The sequence below is a fragment of the Limnobacter parvus genome (assembly GCF_024623725.1).
Taxonomy (GTDB): domain Bacteria; phylum Pseudomonadota; class Gammaproteobacteria; order Burkholderiales; family Burkholderiaceae_B; genus Limnobacter; species Limnobacter parvus.
The window spans coordinates 268,367-284,282 of sequence record NZ_JANKHG010000018.1 but is presented as its reverse complement, the minus strand read 5'-3'; the positions used below and the strand labels follow the sequence as shown (position 1 = coordinate 284,282).

Genomic DNA, 15,916 nt, shown 5'->3' with positions numbered 1-15,916 from the left:
AGCTTATTAGCTTGCCTTGACTTTGGGTTTGGCAACTGCTTTTGTGGCAGTTTTTGTTGCCGCAGGCTTGGCAGCGGTGGGTTTCGCGGCAACCTTACCTTTGGCAGCACCTGGCTTCTTCTCGGCTTTCGCTTCGAATTCAAAGCCAATTGCACCATCGGGTTTCTTCACCAAAAACGCTTTGAACGCACGCCGCGTTTTCGACGACACAAAGCGCGTTAACAAATCGGTTTTGCCTTCCAGCAGCAGTTTTTCCATTTGCTCGCGCTCAATGGGCTGCTGCAAAATTACTTTGCCTGAACGGAAGTCGCAGGTTTTTGCCGCGCCTGTCGATTTCTCGCACACGTAGTTGGTGGGTTGCTCGTACACATTGGACGCGCACTTGGGGCACGGACCCAAACGTGTTTCACCTGAAAAGTCAATGGGCTCGCCATTGTCGTCGTCTTTGGCTTGGCCAAAGTCGAATTCCAGTTTGTGCTCGTTGCTAAGCTTCAACACAGCAGCAAATGGACGGCCCATTTTGCTGCGAAAGCCATCAAGCATCGGCAGCTCGCGGTCTTGAAGCAGCTTTTCAACTTCTTCAACTTCAAACTGACGTCCGCCTGGTACTTTGGAAATTGAAAATTCGCATTTCGTGCAAGCGAAACGGCGGTAGTTTTCTTTCACCACGCTGCCGCAGTTCGGGCAGGGTGTTACCAATGTGGCGTAGTCGCCGGGAATGGTTTCCTCGGTGTAATTCTTCGCGCGGTCCACAATGTTCTGTGTAATCTTCGCGATTTCTTCCATGAACTGCTCGCGCGACAACTCGCCCTTTTCCATACGGGAAAGTTTGTACTCCCACTCACCGGTCAGTTCCGGCATGGTCAGTTCTTCAACATCCAGGCCGCGCAGCAGGGTCAACAACTGAAAGGCTTTGGCGGTGGGCACCAGCGCGCGTTCTTCACGCACCAGGTACTTCTCGTTGATCAAACCTTCAATGGTGGCCGCACGGGTGGCGGGCGTGCCCAAGCCCTTGGTGCCCATGGCGTCGCGCAATTCTTCTTCTTCCACCAATTTGCCAGCGCCTTCCATGGCGGAAAGCAACGTGGCTTCGCTGTAGCGTGCGGGCGGCTTGGTGTGCAGGGTGTGCACATCAATTTCATCGGTGCTTACTTTTTCACCGGCTTCAACAGCCACCAAGCTGTCGTCGCCAGCCGCCGCCGCGGCACGGCCGTAAATGGCCAGCCAACCCGGCTTCACCAGCACCTTGCCTTCGGTTTTGAAGGGGTGGCCTTCCACCGTAGTAATGCGGGTGGTGACATTGAATTCCGCAGGCGGGAAAAACACCGCCAGGAAACGCTTCACCACCAGGTCGTACAACTTGGCTTCGGGTTCACTCAAATTCTTGGGCACTTGCAGGGTTGGAATAATCGCAAAGTGATCTGAAATTTTGCTGTTGTCGAACACCCGCTTGTTGGGCTTCACCCAATTGTTCTTCAAAATCTGTTCGCAGAATTGCCCGTAGGCCCCTGCAATGTGCCCGGTTTCCAAACCCACAAAGCTTTTCAGGGTCTGGTTCACCGTGGGCATGTAATCTTCAGGCAAGGCCTTTGAATCGGTACGTGGGTAGGTCAGCACCTTGTGCTTTTCATACAGTGCCTGGGCCAGGCCCAGCGTGTTTTTCGCTGAAAAACCAAAGCGGCTGTTGGCCTCGCGTTGCAAGCTGGTCAAATCAAACAGCTGCGGTGCAATTTGTGTGGTGGGTTTGCTTTCTTCTTCCACCGTGCCTGGCTTGCCGTCACAGGCGGCCACAATGGCTTTGGCCTTGGCTTCATCCCACATGCGGTCGGCGCGTTGTTCGGGGTCTTCGGCCTTTTTAAAGCCGGGGTCGAACCATTTGCCTTCATAGGCACCGGCCTGCGCACCAAAACTGGCGCGCACCTCGAAATAGGTGCGGGAAACGAATTTGCGAATTTTTTCTTCACGTTCCACAACAATCGCCAGCGTGGGGGTTTGTACCCGGCCAACTGTGGTCAGGTAAAAACCACCTTCCTTGCTGTTAAATGCGGTCATGGCACGCGTGCCGTTAATGCCCACCAACCAGTCGGCTTCTGAGCGGCAACGCGCTGCATCGGCCAGCGGCATCATGTCGGCGTCGCTGCGCAGGCTTGAAAATGCCTGGCGAATGGCGGCCGGTGTCATGGACTGCAGCCACAGGCGTTCAACCGGCTTGCTGCTTTTCGCGTATTGCGCAATCAGGCGGAAAATCAGTTCGCCTTCGCGCCCCGCGTCACAGGCGTTGATCAGGCCGACCACGTCTTTGCGTTTGATCAAACGATTCAGCACCTTCAGGCGCGATTCTGTTTTTGCAATCGGATTCAGGTCGAAGTGCGTGGGCAGCACAGGCAGGTTTGCAAAGCTCCACTTGCCGCGCTTCACTTCAAACTCTTCTGGCGCCTTGATCTCCACCAAATGGCCCACTGCCGATGAAAGCACATAATCATCGCTCTCGAAGTAATCGTCGTGCTTGGTGAAACCACCCAGCGAGCGCGCAATGTCGGCAGCCACAGATGGTTTTTCCGCGATGATCAGTTTTTTGGGGTTTTCGCTACTCAATTAGTTCAACTCGTCAGTGTGTGTAATTTCAAGGCCTTGTGCGCCGAAGTGTAAGTGGGTGTTATCCAACAAATCAAGGCTTTCTCAACAATCTTCAATTCAGGCGCCGCGTCTGCTTTTTTTAACATACACCATTTGTGCGCACCCAACGGTTACCGCTCTCACCCAGCACCAGTCCGCTTAACTCCAGTTCGGTCAGTGCGGCCAACGCTTCGTCGCTACTCAAACCCAATTGTTGCGCCAGTGTGTCGGCGTGCAGGGGGTCGTGACCCAGGCATTCCAGCACCCTGCTCAAGCTTTCGTCCAGTTCAGTGTCAGTGTCCATGTCGCAGTTCAATACTGTGTGGCAAAGGCTGTCATCTTCTTGCAACAACAACGGTAAACAGCTCATTTTGGATTCAGGCAGGCTGGCCAGGGTTTCTTCAAGCAGTTCTTGCGCGGTTTCTATTAGTTGAGCTCCTTTTTTAATCATGGCGTGGCAACCCTTGCTTTGGCTGCTGTGAATGGAACCGGGTATGGCGGCAACCGGGCGGCCCAGCTCGCTGGCCACGCGGGCCGTAATCAGTGAACCTGAACGCAAGGCCGCTTCCACCACCAGCAAGGCATCGGCCAAGGCAGCAATAATGCGGTTGCGCCTGGGAAAGAAGGCTGGCTGTGGCGCGGTACCGGGCGGGTATTCCGACAACACCAGTCCACCTTGCTGAATAATCTGGTTCTTCAAACTCGCATGGTGTTTGGGGTATATTTCATCGGACCCACAGCCCAACACGGCAATGGTTGCACCTTTGGCCTCCAGCGCGCCTGCGTGCGCTGCCCCATCGATGCCCTCAGCAAGCCCGCTGACCACTGCCCAACCGGCCTGTGCAAAGGCTTTGGCAAATCCATGCGCATTGCCGATGCCCGTGCGTGTGGCATTTCGGCTGCCCACCATCGCCACACCTCGCGCATTCAGCAGTTGCCGTTGACCCTCTCCGAATAAAATTAAAGGCGGGTCTTTCAGCTGTAAAAGGCCTTTTGGATAGTCTTCACAGTGAATGCTGACCCAAAACCGGTTGTTGCTTTGCAACAACCAAGCGTTCCCAATGGCATGCCAAAGCCGGACCGCCTCGCAAGGCGCAGGTAAACTACAGCTTGGGCCCTGCTGGGCCAGTTCAAGGCGTGCGCGGGCTTTCAGTGTGGTGTTGTAAGCCAGGTTCATGGCACCCAGTAAATTATGCATGGGGCTTGCCATGGAATTTGCGAACTATTTTTGCCACAGAAGGTATATCCTTTTAAGTATCGACAGTGAAGGTTTTTGAAAGCATGGCTTTACTCCCAATTTTGCGTTATCCGGACCCGCGCTTGAAAACGGTTGCCACCCCTGTCACTCAGTTTGATGACGCGCTTGTCAAGCTGACCCAAGACATGGCAGAAACCATGTACGATGCCCCCGGCGTCGGCTTGGCGGCCACACAGGTGAATGTGCACAAACGAATCATCGTGATCGATGTGACCGACGACAATTCCGGCCTGACGGTTTTCATCAACCCGGAAATCATCGACGCCAGCAAAGAAAGCAAGGTGTACGAAGAAGGCTGCCTGTCTGTTCCAGGCATCTACGAGAAGGTAGAGCGGCCAGACACCGTGAAAGTGCGCGCCCAGAATGTGAAAGGCGAGTGGTTTGAAATCGATTGCGATGAACTGCTGGCCGTGTGTATTCAACATGAAATCGACCACCTGAATGGCAAGGTGTTTGTTGAATACCTGTCGCAGCTCAAGCAAACCCGAATCAAAAACAAAATCAAGAAGCAAGACAAGCTTCAAACAGCTTGACCGCTGGCCCCCCTATGAATCGAACCCTGAAAGTGGGCTTTGCCGGCACACCCGAGTTTGCTCGGGTTGCGCTGGGGAAACTGATGGCTGCTGGCTACCGGGTGCACTTGGTGTTGACCCAACCCGATCGCCCCGCCGGCCGCGGCATGAAATTGCAGGCTTCCCCTGTAAAACAGTTGGCCCTTGAACATGGTTTGCCCGTGCTTCAACCTGTCAGCCTGAAAAAAGGTGAAGAAGCTGAACACGCATTGACCGCAATCAAAACCGCCGTGCATGGCCAGCCGCTTGATGTACTGATTGTGGCTGCTTATGGCTTGATACTGCCCCAGAATGTATTGGATGCGCCCCGCTTTGGCTGCCTGAACATTCATGGCAGCCTGTTGCCACGCTGGCGCGGTGCCGCGCCGATTCAGCGTTGCATTGAAGCAGGCGACACCGAAACCGGCGTGTGCATCATGCAAATGGAAGCCGGGCTTGATACCGGCCCTGTGCGCCTGTGGCGTGCGCTGCCCATTGAATTGACTGACACCGCCAGCACCCTGCACGACAAATTGGCTGTGCTGGGTGGCGACCTGCTGGTTGAAGCGCTCGATTCCTTGCAGGCTGAAACCCTGCCCTTGGTACCGCAGCCTGCTGTGGGCGTTACCTATGCTGAAAAAATTACGAAAGCGGAGGGCATTATTGACTGGAGCCGCAGCGCACTTGAACTTCAGCGTACACTGCGTGCCTTCGATCCGTTTCCCGGTGCCAATACCCTGTTCAAAGGCGAACCGCTGAAGTGTTTCGACTCAGAAACCGTGGCTGTTGCAGGCCTTATGGGCAAGCCCGGTGAGGTGTTGTCGGTCGATTTCCAAGGCATGGAAGTGCAGTGTGGCCAAGGCGTACTGCGAATCCGCATCCTTCAAAAGGCGGGCAGCAAGCGCCAGCCTGCGCAACAGGTGGCTCAGGCCATGGGCTTGGTGGCGGGAAACCAATTCGGCGAAGCAAGCTCCAATTAGTCGCGTATTCGAAAACTTGCTTGAAAAAGCAGAGAAAATCCTTATTTTTAAGTTGTTCAAACCACTAGGCCGTAACGCGGTCGGGAAGCGAAAATCATGTACAACTGGATGAAAACTTTCATGCTGATGGCGGCCATTACCGCCCTGTTTCTGGTGTTAGGTGGCATGTTGGGTGGCCGTGGCGGCATGTTGCTGGCTTTGGGCGTGGCTCTGGCCATGAACTTTGGCGCCTACTGGTTTTCCGACAAAATGGTTTTGCGCATGTACAAGGCCAAGGAAGTCGATGCCAGCAATGCGCCCGAGTTCTACAACATGGTGGCCGAGCTGGCGCAGCGCGCCGACCTGCCCATGCCACGTGTGTACCTGATTAACGACCAGGCCCCCAATGCGTTTGCAACCGGGCGCAATCCCGAGAATGCTGCCGTGGCTGCAACCACTGGAATTTTGCAGGTGCTTTCAGCACGCGAATTGCGAGGCGTGATGGCCCATGAATTGGCCCACGTGAAGCACCGCGACATCCTGATTTCAACGATTTCAGCCACCATGGCGGGTGCTATTTCCGCTTTGGCCAATTTCGCCCTGTTCTTTGGTGGTCGCGGCGAGAATGGCCAGCCCATGAATCCGATTGCCAGCATTGCGCTGGCCATTCTGGCGCCCTTGGCGGCCTCGCTGATTCAAATGTCGATCTCCCGTGCGCGTGAGTTCGAAGCCGACCGCGGAGGCGCTGAAATCAGTGGCGACCCAGCGGCTCTGGCCAGTGCACTGGACAAAATTCAACGGTATGCCAAAGGCATTCCGTTCCGTACCACCGAAGCGCATCCGGAAACTGCTCAAATGATGATCATGAACCCGCTGTCAGGCAAAGGCATGGCAGGCCTTTTCTCAACCCACCCACCCACTGAAGAACGCATTCGCCGCTTAATGGAACTGGCCCAGTCCACTGGCGGCCCACGTTGAAGCCTGTTCACAGCACCCCGCCCAAGCTTACCGAAGCCAGCCTTGCTTTTGCCCTTTTAAAAGCCGCCGCCGTTTTAACCCGAGTGTTGCGTGAAGGCCGGTCGCTGGACCAGGCATTGGCCGCGGAAAGCAAAGGCGTAAAAAGCCCACAGGCGCTGGGCGCCATTCAGGACCTGGCCTACTTCGGCATGCGCAATTTGGGTCCGGGCCAAGTGCTTACGCGCTTGATCAGCGGTAAAACCCTGCTAAGCCCTGAACCGTTAAATGAACTGATGGCCTTGGGCTTTGGTCTGCTGTGGGACGACAAAAATCCCAAGTACCCAGCCCACACCGTGGTCGATCAGATGGTGTATGCCTGCACCGGCAGCGAGCAGTTTGCCCGCGCCAAGGGGCTTGCCAATGCCTGCTTGCGCAACTTCCTGCGCGACGCCAACACTTGGCGCACCAAAGCGCTGGAAGACCCGCTGGCCCAACACAAATTGCCTGTGTGGTGGGTTGAAAAGCTGAAGAGCAGCCACCCTGATCACTGGGAAACCATTTTGACGCAGGCGCAAAGCCACCCACCGCTGGTGGTTCGTGTGAACAGCCGAACCAGCACCCCACAGGCATATGCAGACCAGTTGAATGTCGCAGGCATGCAAGCCAGCTTAATTGGCAAGCAGGGTGTGTTGCTGGCCAAGCCCGTGCCGGTGTCTTCACTGCCCGGCTTTGATTTGGGTCAGGTGTCGGTTCAAGACAGCGCAGCGCAACTGGCCTCGCAACTGTTGAACCCCAAAAACGGCCAACGCATTCTGGACGCATGCGCTGCCCCCGGCGGCAAAACAGGCCATTTGCTGGAACTGGCTGACATTGAATTGGTGGCCCTTGATTCCAACCCCCAACGCCTGGGCAGTGTCGAAGACAACATTCGCCGCATTGCCCCAACTTTAAACGGGCAGTGGGATTTGCGCTTGAAAGTGGCCCAGGCCGAACTGCTGGATACGTGGTGGGATGGCGTGCCCTTCGACGGTATTTTGGCCGACGTGCCGTGCACCGGTTCAGGCGTGGTTCGCCGCCACCCCGACATTCCCTGGTTGCGCAGACCCGATGACATTGCCAAGTTGTCGCAGATTCAACACAAAATATTGAATGCCTTGTGGTCTACCCTGAAGCCGGGCGGTACACTTTTGCTGGTGACCTGTTCCATCTTTCCTGAAGAGGGGCCCCTGTTGGCAAAAGCTTTTCAAGAGAATCACCCCGACGCCCTGGCGCAAACTGCGCCGGGTTGGGTGTTGCCAACGGTTTCTGGTAATCCCGACCAAGGTTTCGATTCGTCTCCAGACGGCTTCTTTTTCGCCAAGTTCGAAAAATCTACAACCAGTTGAGGATGTGCCTTGAAATCTAGCTGGGCCCACGCCTTGTCATGGAATGTCATTTTGCGCGGGCTGGTGGGTCTGTTGCTCATGTGCATTCTGGCTGTGGCGGTGGCGCAGCAGGATTCCCTTACCCGTGTCACTGCAGTGAAGCTTGAGCCTGGCAAGCCTACGTCCTCGGCAGCTGCGTGGAATCTTGCGGCCGAATTCCAGATTGAGCTGGGCCCTAAGCTGCGTGAAGCAGTGGACCGTGGCCTGCCTCTGCAATTCACAGTTGATTTTCAGCTCATGCGATCGCGCTGGTACTGGATCGACGAAGAGGTGGTCAACACGACCTACCCGCTGAATTTGTCCTACAACGCCCTAACCCGCACCTACAGGGTGGTGACACCCAACAACACATACACCACCCCCACGCTTGAAGACGCCATGCAACACATGGTAAAGGTGCGCGATTGGGCTGTTATTCCCCGCGACCGAATTGAAATTGGTCAGCCATACACGGCGCAGGTGCGCTTCCGACTTTTGTTGACCGAGCTGCCCAAACCATTTCAAATCAGTGCATTGGTAAACAGCGAATGGGATTTATCCTCCGAATGGCTGGTGTTTGAGTTCACACCCAAGCGCGAGAGCTGGAAATGAACCCCTGGCTGGAAAATACCCGGTGGATGCGCTACACGCTGCTGATTCTGGGTGGCCTGGGTGGCGTGTTGTTATTCTTGTTGGCCTCCGCCTCGTCAAACACCGATTTTTTTGAAAGCAATTACCCGCTGTTGATCACCCTGAATGGCGTAATTGCGGCTGGCCTGTTTGGTATTCTGGCACTGTTGATTGTGCGCATGGTGCGCCGTTACCGGGCCGGTGTGTTTGGCTCGCGCCTTATGTTGCGCATGTCTTTGTCGTTCGCACTCATGGGTTTGATACCCGGCTTTGTCTTGTATTTGGTGTCAGTGCAGTTTCTGGCAAAAAGTATCGACAGCTGGTTCGATGTGCGGGTGGATGGCGCGCTTGAATCGGGTTTGAACTTGGGTCAAACCGCACTCGATAGCTTGATCAACGAACTGGCCTTGAAAGGGCAGTCGATTTCGATCGAATTGTCGCGCGCCACACCCAGTGAGCAGTTGCTGGAACTGCCGCGCCTGCGCGATGCAGCCAATGTGCAAGAACTCACCTTGCTGACTGAAACAGGACAAATTCTGGGCAATTCCGGCGGGCAACTGGACAGTTTGCTGCCCAGCATGCCCACCCAGGTGATGTTGCGCCAGGCGCTGATGACTCGCCCTTTCCAGCAGCTTGAACCCGACCCGGATGACCCCGATGGCCGCCTTTACATGCGAGTGGTGGTGCCGATTGCACCACCCTTGACCAGCTTTGATCTGGGTCAGCGCTATGTGCAAATCATGCACCCCGTGCCAGATACCCTTTCCCAGCGCGCCAACGCTGTGCAAAGTGTGTACCGCGATTACCAGGAATTGCAGCTGTCGCGTTCTGGCTTGCGGAAAATTTACGGCATCACGCTAACGCTGGCATTGTTGCTTACGGTTTTTGTGTCGGTGGCCGCGGCGTTCTGGTTGTCATCGCGTTTGTCATCGCCCCTGTTGTGGCTGGCTGAAGGCACAAAAGCATTGGCCAGTGGCAATTTCAAGACCATGCAGCCCGTGAACGCGGACGATGAATTGCGTGAACTTGTCGATTCTTTCAACACCATGACCCGGCAGTTGTCGGAAGCGCAACGCCGCTTGCAAGCCAACCAAAATCAACTGGCAGCCAACAATGATTTTCTTCAAAGTTTGCTGACCAGTTTGTCGGCAGGCGTGCTGGTGCTGGACCACAAACTGCGCTTGAAGATGTACAACGATGGCGCGCTGAGAATTTTTGACCGTTCCCTGGCTGAAAACCAGGGTCACCCGCTGGACGACATGCCCGGCCTTGAAGGCTTCGCCATGGCAGTGCGTGCCAGTGTGGCCGACAATCAGGGCACCGACAGTGAGGAAAGTGGAATTTGGCAAAAACAGCTTGAAATTCCGCGCGCCTTTGATTCGCAAAGCTCCAAATCCATTTTGGTTCGAGGCTCGCGTTTGCCCGGCGAAAAAGCCGGTTACGTGCTGGTGTGCGACGACATTACAGCGCTGATTTCCGCCCAACGCACTGCGGCTTGGGGTGAAGTAGCGCGTCGCTTGGCGCATGAAATCAAAAACCCGCTGACCCCAATTCAGCTTTCGGCTGAACGTTTGCAAATGAAGCTGGCCGACAAGCTCGAAGAACCGGAATCGGGCATTTTGCTTCGCGCCACACGCACCATCGTGAATCAGGTTGAATCGTTGAAGCGCTTGGTGAATGATTTTCGTGATTATGCGCGCTTGCCACCTGCCGATTTAAAGCCGCTTGATTTGAACGACTTGGTGGTGGACGTACTGGCACTGTACGATGTGCATGTGGGTATTGACGAACAGACGGAATCGCGATTCGTGCCTAAATTAACTGAAAATTTGCCGCTGGTTGCTGGAGATTCGTCGCAGCTTCGCCAAGTGATCCATAATTTGTTGCAAAATGCATTGGACGCATGTGTTGATTGCGCCGCGCCGCGAGTTGAGTTGCGCACCGAAGGATTGAAAGCGCCTGAAGGCGAACACGATCACCTGGTGGGTGTGAAGTTGGTGGTGGCAGACAACGGGCCGGGCTTTAATCCGGATTTGTTGGCGAAAGCGTTCGAGCCCTATATCACCACCAAAACCAAAGGCACTGGTTTGGGATTGGCGATTGTGCGCAAAATCGCAGATGAACACAAAGCACGTATTGCCATTCGAAACAGGGTAGATGCACAAGGGCGGGTTGTTGGTGCAGCGGTGGAGTTAACCTTCCCCGTGTTGCAAGACGCCTTGAACAATGCTGAACATAGTCAGGCCGCATAAAGAAGGAACTCTCTAACATGGCGACCATTCTCGTTGTTGATGACGAAATTGGAATTCGAGAACTTTTATCTGAAATCCTGGGAGACGAAGGGCATGCCGTGCTGCTTGCAGAAAATGCGAGTCAGGCACGAACGCTTCGCGACCAGGAACAACCAGACTTGGTGCTGCTCGACATCTGGATGCCCGACACAGACGGCGTGACGCTGTTGAAAGAATGGTCAGTGAAGGGTCTGTTGACCATGCCGGTCATCATGATGAGTGGCCACGCCACCATCGACACCGCGGTAGAAGCCACCCGCATTGGTGCGCTTGATTTTCTGGAAAAACCAATTTCCTTGCAGAAGCTGCTGGGCGCTGTTGAAAAGGGCTTGGCCCGCGGAAAAATGGTTCAATCGGCCCGCGCCTTGATGCAGTCTCAGCCCAAAACAAACGGTGTCCCCGGTACGGTGAACGGTGGTGGCGCAGGTTTAATTGCAGGTGCTGCAGGTGCCTCATCTGCACCCGATTCCAGCCCATTGGGCCAAGCCTTGGCAGAACTTTCCACGCTCGATCTGGATGCCCAACTGCGCGATGCACGCGATTCATTTGAACGCATTTACTTCGAATACCATTTGCGCCTGGAAAACGGCAGCATGACTCGTCTCGCCGAGCGCACGGGCATTGAACGCACCCACTTGTATCGAAAACTGAAGCAACTGGGCGTTGAAGTGGGCCGCACAGCGCGAAAAAATATCGCATGAAAATTATCATCGTCGGTGCCGGGCGCGTGGGGTCAAGCCTCGCAGAAAGCCTGGTGTCCGAACACAACGACATCACCCTGATTGACCCAGACCCCAAGGTGTTGGCCGACCTTCAAGATCGTCACGACCTGCGCACCATAGCGGGCAACGGCGCTTTACCACGGGTGTTGAAACAAGCTGGTGCGGAAGACGCCGACATGTTGGTGGCTGTAACACGCAGCGATGAAACCAATTTGGTCGCCTGCCGCATGGCCGCCTTGATGTTCAATGTACCCCGCCGAATTGCGCGGGTTCGTTCGCCTGAAATGATGGAACAGGCCAACCTGCACGGCGACGATGGTTTCAATGTTGACCATGTCATTTGCCCCGAACAAAGCGTAACCGATCACCTTGAAAGGTTGATTGAATTTCCCGACGCCCTGCAGGTGCTTGAATTTGCCGACGGCAAGGTTACTTTGGTGTCTGTTCGTGCTTATGCAGGCGGCCCTTTGGTTTCACACCCCATCGAAGACATTCGTAAACACCTTCCCAAAGTGGATGTTCGAATTGTTGCCCTGTTCCGCGAAAACCAGCCTGTGGCCGTTGAGGGCTACACCATGATTCAGCCCGGCGACGAGGTGTTTTGCTTGTCCGCCACCGAGCATGTTCGCACGGTCATGTCTGAACTTCGCCGCATGTCCAAACCGGTCACGAAAGTCATGATTGCCGGCGGTGGCAACATTGGCCTTCGCCTTGCCAAAAGCCTGGAAGACAATTACCAGGTGAAGGTAATTGATTCTGATCGCAAGCGTTGCGAAGACCTGGCCAACCAATTGGGCTCGCGCACTTTGGTGCTGTATGGCGATGCCACAGATGAAGACCTGCTCGCCGAAGAGAACGTGCAAGACGTGGATACTTTTATTGCGCTGACGAATGACGATGAGAACAACATCATGTCATCGTTGCTGGCCAAACGCATGGGCGCCCGCCGCGTTATCGCGCTGATTCAGCGCAAGGTGTATGCCGAACTGGTGCAGGGTGGCCAAATTGACATTGCTTTGGCGCCGTCCAATGCCACGCTGAGTGAACTGCTGAAACACATTCGCCGTGGCGACGTGGTGGCTGTTCACAGGTTGCGTCGCGGTGTGGCTGAGGCCATTGAAAGCATTGCCCATGGCGATTCAAAATCATCCAAGGTTGTGGGCCGTTCAATCGATAAAATCGACATGCCCAAGGGTGCCGTGATCGGCGCAATTGTTCGGGGCGAACAAGTCATTATGGCGCACCACGACACGGTGATTGAACCGGAAGACCACATCATTACTTTTGTAGAAAACCGCAAGCTGGTGCCGCAAGTTGAAAAGCTGTTCCAGGTCGGCGTGGGGTTCATTTAAAGTGGTGCGCTCGGCATGAGGAATTCCCTGTTTCCAGTGCTGGGTGTATTGGGTTTTGCCGTGGCATTGTTCTCAGTGGCTTTTCTGGTGCCGTTGACCTATGCCTTCATCACCGGCGAGCCCACGGTGCGGGCCTTTGGTATTGGTTTTCTGATCACTTTCGGAATCGGCGTGGCTGCCCATTTGTTAACCCGCAGCTTCAGGCGTGAACTTCAGCCGCGTGACGGATTTCTGTTGGTCTCCACAGTGTGGTCCGGTCTACCTGCATTTGCCACCATTCCCATGCTGTTGTTCTTCGAAGACCTCAGCGTCACGGATGCTTACTTTGAAATGGTGTCGGCACTGACCACCACGGGTGCAACCGTGCTGAGTGGTTTGGATGACATGCCCGCCAGTATTAACATATGGCGACACCTGTTGTCGTGGATGGGGGGCATGGGCATTCTGGTGTTGGCCGTTGCCATTTTGCCTTTGCTGGGCGTGGGCGGTTCGCAAGTGTTCAAGGCCGAAACCCCCGGTCCAATGAAAGACAGCAAACTAACCCCCAGAATTACGGAAACCGCCAAGTCGCTTTACATGGTGTACTTCATGTTGTCGGTGGCGTGTGCAATCAGCTACAAACTCGCGGGCATGACTTGGCTGGATGCATTTTTGCACACGGGTACCACTGTGTCATTGTCCGGGTTTTCATCGCACGACGACAGCTACGCATACTTCGATTCAGCCGCAATTGAAATGGTGGCGGTGGTCTTCATGATGATCGCTGCAGTGAACTTCTCCATCCACTTTTTGGCTTGGCGTGGCAAGTCTTTTCGCCCCTATGTGAATTGCCCGGAAGCGAAATGGTTCTTCATGTTGATCATTGGCGCGGTGCTGTTGATCACGGTGTACTTGCTGGCGCACCAGGAATACACCACTTTCAGCGAGGCGTTTCGTTACGCTTTGTTCAACACCGTGTCGGTGGCCACCACCACTGGTTATGCAAACACTGATTACGGCCAGTGGCCATTGTTTGCCCCTTTGCTAATGATTTTTTTAAGTATGTTTGCAACCGCAGCGGGCTCAACAGGCGGCGGCATCAAAATGTTGCGCGCGGTTATTCTGTTCAAACATGCCATAGGCGAGTTGTCGCGTATTCTGCACCCGCGCGCCATTAACCCTGTTCGTATACGGGGCTCTGCCGTCAGTTCACAGGTTATTTTTGGTGTGCTGGCTTTCATGTTGATGTACGGCATGAGTGTGATCACCATCACGATGCTGTTTATCTTCACCGGGCTGGATCCAGTTTCAGCCTTGACCACCGGCATTGCTATGATCAACAACCTGGGCCCCGCGCTGGGCAATTTTGGTCCGGTTGACAATTATTCTGCATTGGGTACTTTTCAAACCTGGGTGTGTTCATTTGCCATGTTGCTGGGTCGCCTGGAAATGTTCACCATCCTGGTGCTGTTTACTCCGGCTTTCTGGCGGAAATGAAAACACACGCTTTCCTGGTGCATGGTCGAAATCCGGAATACCGTGCCCGTCGAATTGAACAATTGCTGGCTGAGCAAGCAGGCGCTGGCAAAATCACCGTGATGGCCAGTGCTGAGATATTTTCGCGTGCATCTGTGCAAGTGCAGGCTGAGCTGTTTCGTGCAGATGAAGATCGCAAGGCACGTGGCATACATGTGCTTCGCTTAAGCCCGGGTTGCTTGTGTTGTTCCTCCAAATTGGTGCTTACAACCCACCTTGCTCGTACCTTAAGATTGAACCAACCGAATGTATTGTTAGTCGAACTGGAAAGCCAAAGTCATCCTGAGCAAGTGTTAAAGTTATTGAAAGAGCCTCAATGGAATGACTGGTTTGCCGATATAACTCTTGTGGAGGAAGTTGCTTAGGGGGTTCAACGCCCGGTGCGTGGCCTTGAAATTGCTAGATAGATCACCATATTCAACCTGAAAGTATTATTTGGAGGTTTGCGATGTTAATGATGATTGATAGCCCCTTTTACTGTGTGGTGGATTTGGTCATGAGCGAGGGGCAACCCAGCCTTGGCATTGAAATCGTGGACAAGAACAATCAGCGTGAACTGTTTTTACAGGGCGATGCGGCTGAACGATTCCGCGAAGAGGTGAAATACCTTGCCGCCCAAGAACCCGATATCGACGACATTGAAGCCTTTATTGAAGGCTACAAACCCTGGATGCAGCATCCTGTTACTTTGCACTAATTAAAGCCCAAATTAGCCGACCCTGTGAACTGCCAATTGTTCAAACAGGTCGGCCCCACTTCCTGTTTATTCCTGACCCGGATGCATCACGACCACTGGAACAAGACGGAATATCGACCGGTTCAGCGTGTTCGCGGTTACAGGATCTATCACCAATCTTCCACGGTTTCTGAACATGTGCTCTGTCAACCTGGCAGGCATGGGTTCGGGTATGTCGTTTAATTCGTTGTAAGACACATCCAGTTCGTGAAGATTTGAAAGTTGCCAGATACTGCCTGGCAATTCGTTCAATTCATTGTGGTTCAGGTCGAGTATTCTCAAGCCGCGCAGCAGTTGAATGTCGATGGGCAAGGAGGTCAGGTGATTGCCACCCAGTTCAATTCTGTGAACTCGAGGCTGCTCGGCCAGGTTGACACCATAAACCTGGGGGCCGCCCAGCAAGCCCGGCGCGAACAACCTACCCTGCGGAACTGGAAATGAGGTCAAGCGATTGTTTTGAACTGAAAGTTCGTGCAGCATGATTTTATTCTTCCAGAAGTCCTCAGGAAGTGTTTGCAGCCGGTTTCCACACAGCCTTAAAACGGTCAAGTTTCGCAAGCAGTGCAGGCAATCTGGAAATGACTCAAGACGATTGCCGTTCACATCCAGGGTTCGCAACTGGGTTAAATGCCTTAGGCAGTCAGGCAGGCTTCGCAGCCCAAGTCGGCCCAGATCAAGATTTGTCGTTCGTTGTGTAAAACAGCGCAGAATACGCTGGCTTGTCTCTAATCGATACTCCGTGTTCAAGCCGTTTTGGCTCCACTCATTGAGCTGACGGGAAAATTCATGGAGATGAATTTGATGATCTGCGTCGGCGCCGGTGTCAATTTCCGTGAGTGCGCGTTGAATGTGATTCAGGTTGTTCAAGCCACCCGCTGCAATTCCGTTGTTCATGTTGCTTACCTAGTTTTGCTGCTGAACGTATG

At 54.2% G+C, this 15,916-nt stretch carries 14 protein-coding genes; 11 read left to right on the top strand and 3 right to left on the bottom strand.

Annotated features, from left to right (window positions below; translation table 11 throughout):
- Positions 1-6: 6 nt before the first annotated feature.
- Together NSP04_RS11790 and dprA are read right to left on the bottom strand one after the other, a co-directional pair.
- A complete protein-coding gene (locus NSP04_RS11790; RefSeq protein ID WP_257512551.1) occupies positions 7-2,595 on the bottom strand; it encodes a DNA topoisomerase III in 2,589 nt (862 codons plus the stop codon).
- 121 nt (positions 2,596-2,716) lie between these two features.
- On the bottom strand, positions 2,717-3,814 hold the full coding sequence (dprA, locus tag NSP04_RS11785; protein ID WP_257512550.1) for a DNA-processing protein DprA: 1,098 nt from the start codon (positions 3,812-3,814) through the stop codon (positions 2,717-2,719).
- Between the two features lie 83 nt (positions 3,815-3,897).
- Between dprA and def the strand changes: the two genes are divergently transcribed.
- The 11 genes from def (at position 3,898) to NSP04_RS11730 (ending at position 14,951) form a co-directional block, all read left to right on the top strand.
- Positions 3,898-4,407, top strand: coding sequence for a peptide deformylase (def, locus tag NSP04_RS11780; RefSeq protein WP_257512549.1), 510 nt, complete (start codon positions 3,898-3,900; stop codon positions 4,405-4,407).
- A gap of 14 nt (positions 4,408-4,421) precedes the next feature.
- Positions 4,422-5,405, top strand: a complete 984-nt coding sequence (gene fmt / locus NSP04_RS11775; RefSeq protein ID WP_257512548.1) for a methionyl-tRNA formyltransferase — start codon at positions 4,422-4,424, stop codon at positions 5,403-5,405.
- Positions 5,406-5,501: 96 nt separating this feature from the next.
- On the top strand, positions 5,502-6,362 hold the full coding sequence (gene htpX, locus NSP04_RS11770) for a zinc metalloprotease HtpX (RefSeq protein ID WP_257512547.1): 861 nt from the start codon (positions 5,502-5,504) through the stop codon (positions 6,360-6,362).
- The gene (gene rsmB, locus NSP04_RS11765) at positions 6,359-7,726 is read left to right on the top strand and encodes a 16S rRNA (cytosine(967)-C(5))-methyltransferase RsmB (protein ID WP_257512546.1); all 1,368 of its coding nucleotides are present in this window, start codon (positions 6,359-6,361) and stop codon (positions 7,724-7,726) included. Before htpX ends, rsmB begins: the two co-directional genes overlap by 4 nt.
- Positions 7,727-7,735: 9 nt before the next feature.
- Positions 7,736-8,356 (top strand): DUF4390 domain-containing protein, encoded by a 621-nt coding sequence (locus tag NSP04_RS11760; RefSeq protein WP_257512545.1) that lies wholly within the window; start codon positions 7,736-7,738, stop codon positions 8,354-8,356.
- A complete protein-coding gene (locus NSP04_RS11755; RefSeq protein ID WP_257512544.1) occupies positions 8,353-10,626 on the top strand; it encodes a sensor histidine kinase in 2,274 nt (757 codons plus the stop codon). The genes NSP04_RS11760 and NSP04_RS11755 overlap by 4 nt, the downstream gene beginning before the upstream one ends.
- A 17-nt stretch (positions 10,627-10,643) precedes the next feature.
- A complete protein-coding gene (locus tag NSP04_RS11750; RefSeq protein WP_257512543.1) occupies positions 10,644-11,366 on the top strand; it encodes a response regulator in 723 nt (240 codons plus the stop codon).
- Entirely contained in the window at positions 11,363-12,739 is a 1,377-nt protein-coding gene (gene trkA, locus NSP04_RS11745) for a Trk system potassium transporter TrkA (RefSeq protein ID WP_257512542.1), read from the top strand. Before NSP04_RS11750 ends, trkA begins: the two co-directional genes overlap by 4 nt.
- Positions 12,740-12,754: 15 nt before the next feature.
- Positions 12,755-14,215: a TrkH family potassium uptake protein gene (locus tag NSP04_RS11740; RefSeq protein WP_257512541.1), complete on the top strand. Its 1,461-nt coding sequence runs from the start codon at positions 12,755-12,757 to the stop codon at positions 14,213-14,215.
- Complete coding sequence (locus NSP04_RS11735; protein WP_257512540.1) at positions 14,212-14,619, top strand: GTP-binding protein; 408 nt, start codon at positions 14,212-14,214, stop codon at positions 14,617-14,619. The genes NSP04_RS11740 and NSP04_RS11735 overlap by 4 nt, the downstream gene beginning before the upstream one ends.
- 89 nt (positions 14,620-14,708) lie before the next feature.
- On the top strand, positions 14,709-14,951 hold the full coding sequence (locus tag NSP04_RS11730; RefSeq protein ID WP_257512539.1) for a BTH_I0359 family protein: 243 nt from the start codon (positions 14,709-14,711) through the stop codon (positions 14,949-14,951).
- Between the two features lie 66 nt (positions 14,952-15,017).
- On the opposite strand, the gene NSP04_RS11725 is transcribed toward NSP04_RS11730, so the two are convergent.
- Positions 15,018-15,884: a leucine-rich repeat domain-containing protein gene (locus NSP04_RS11725; RefSeq protein ID WP_257512538.1), complete on the bottom strand. Its 867-nt coding sequence runs from the start codon at positions 15,882-15,884 to the stop codon at positions 15,018-15,020.
- Between the last annotated feature and the right edge of the window lie 32 nt (positions 15,885-15,916).

Coding starts and splice junctions, on each gene's coding strand:
- dprA (WP_257512550.1), bottom strand. CDS start 3,814: ATGCATAATTTACTGGGTGCCATGAACCTGGCTTACAACACCACACTG.
- def (WP_257512549.1), top strand. CDS start 3,898: ATGGCTTTACTCCCAATTTTGCGTTATCCGGACCCGCGCTTGAAAACG.
- fmt (WP_257512548.1), top strand. CDS start 4,422: ATGAATCGAACCCTGAAAGTGGGCTTTGCCGGCACACCCGAGTTTGCT.
- htpX (WP_257512547.1), top strand. CDS start 5,502: ATGTACAACTGGATGAAAACTTTCATGCTGATGGCGGCCATTACCGCC.
- NSP04_RS11755 (WP_257512544.1), top strand. CDS start 8,353: ATGAACCCCTGGCTGGAAAATACCCGGTGGATGCGCTACACGCTGCTG.
- NSP04_RS11750 (WP_257512543.1), top strand. CDS start 10,644: ATGGCGACCATTCTCGTTGTTGATGACGAAATTGGAATTCGAGAACTT.
- trkA (WP_257512542.1), top strand. CDS start 11,363: ATGAAAATTATCATCGTCGGTGCCGGGCGCGTGGGGTCAAGCCTCGCA.
- NSP04_RS11740 (WP_257512541.1), top strand. CDS start 12,755: ATGAGGAATTCCCTGTTTCCAGTGCTGGGTGTATTGGGTTTTGCCGTG.
- NSP04_RS11735 (WP_257512540.1), top strand. CDS start 14,212: ATGAAAACACACGCTTTCCTGGTGCATGGTCGAAATCCGGAATACCGT.
- NSP04_RS11730 (WP_257512539.1), top strand. CDS start 14,709: ATGATGATTGATAGCCCCTTTTACTGTGTGGTGGATTTGGTCATGAGC.
- NSP04_RS11725 (WP_257512538.1), bottom strand. CDS start 15,884: ATGAACAACGGAATTGCAGCGGGTGGCTTGAACAACCTGAATCACATT.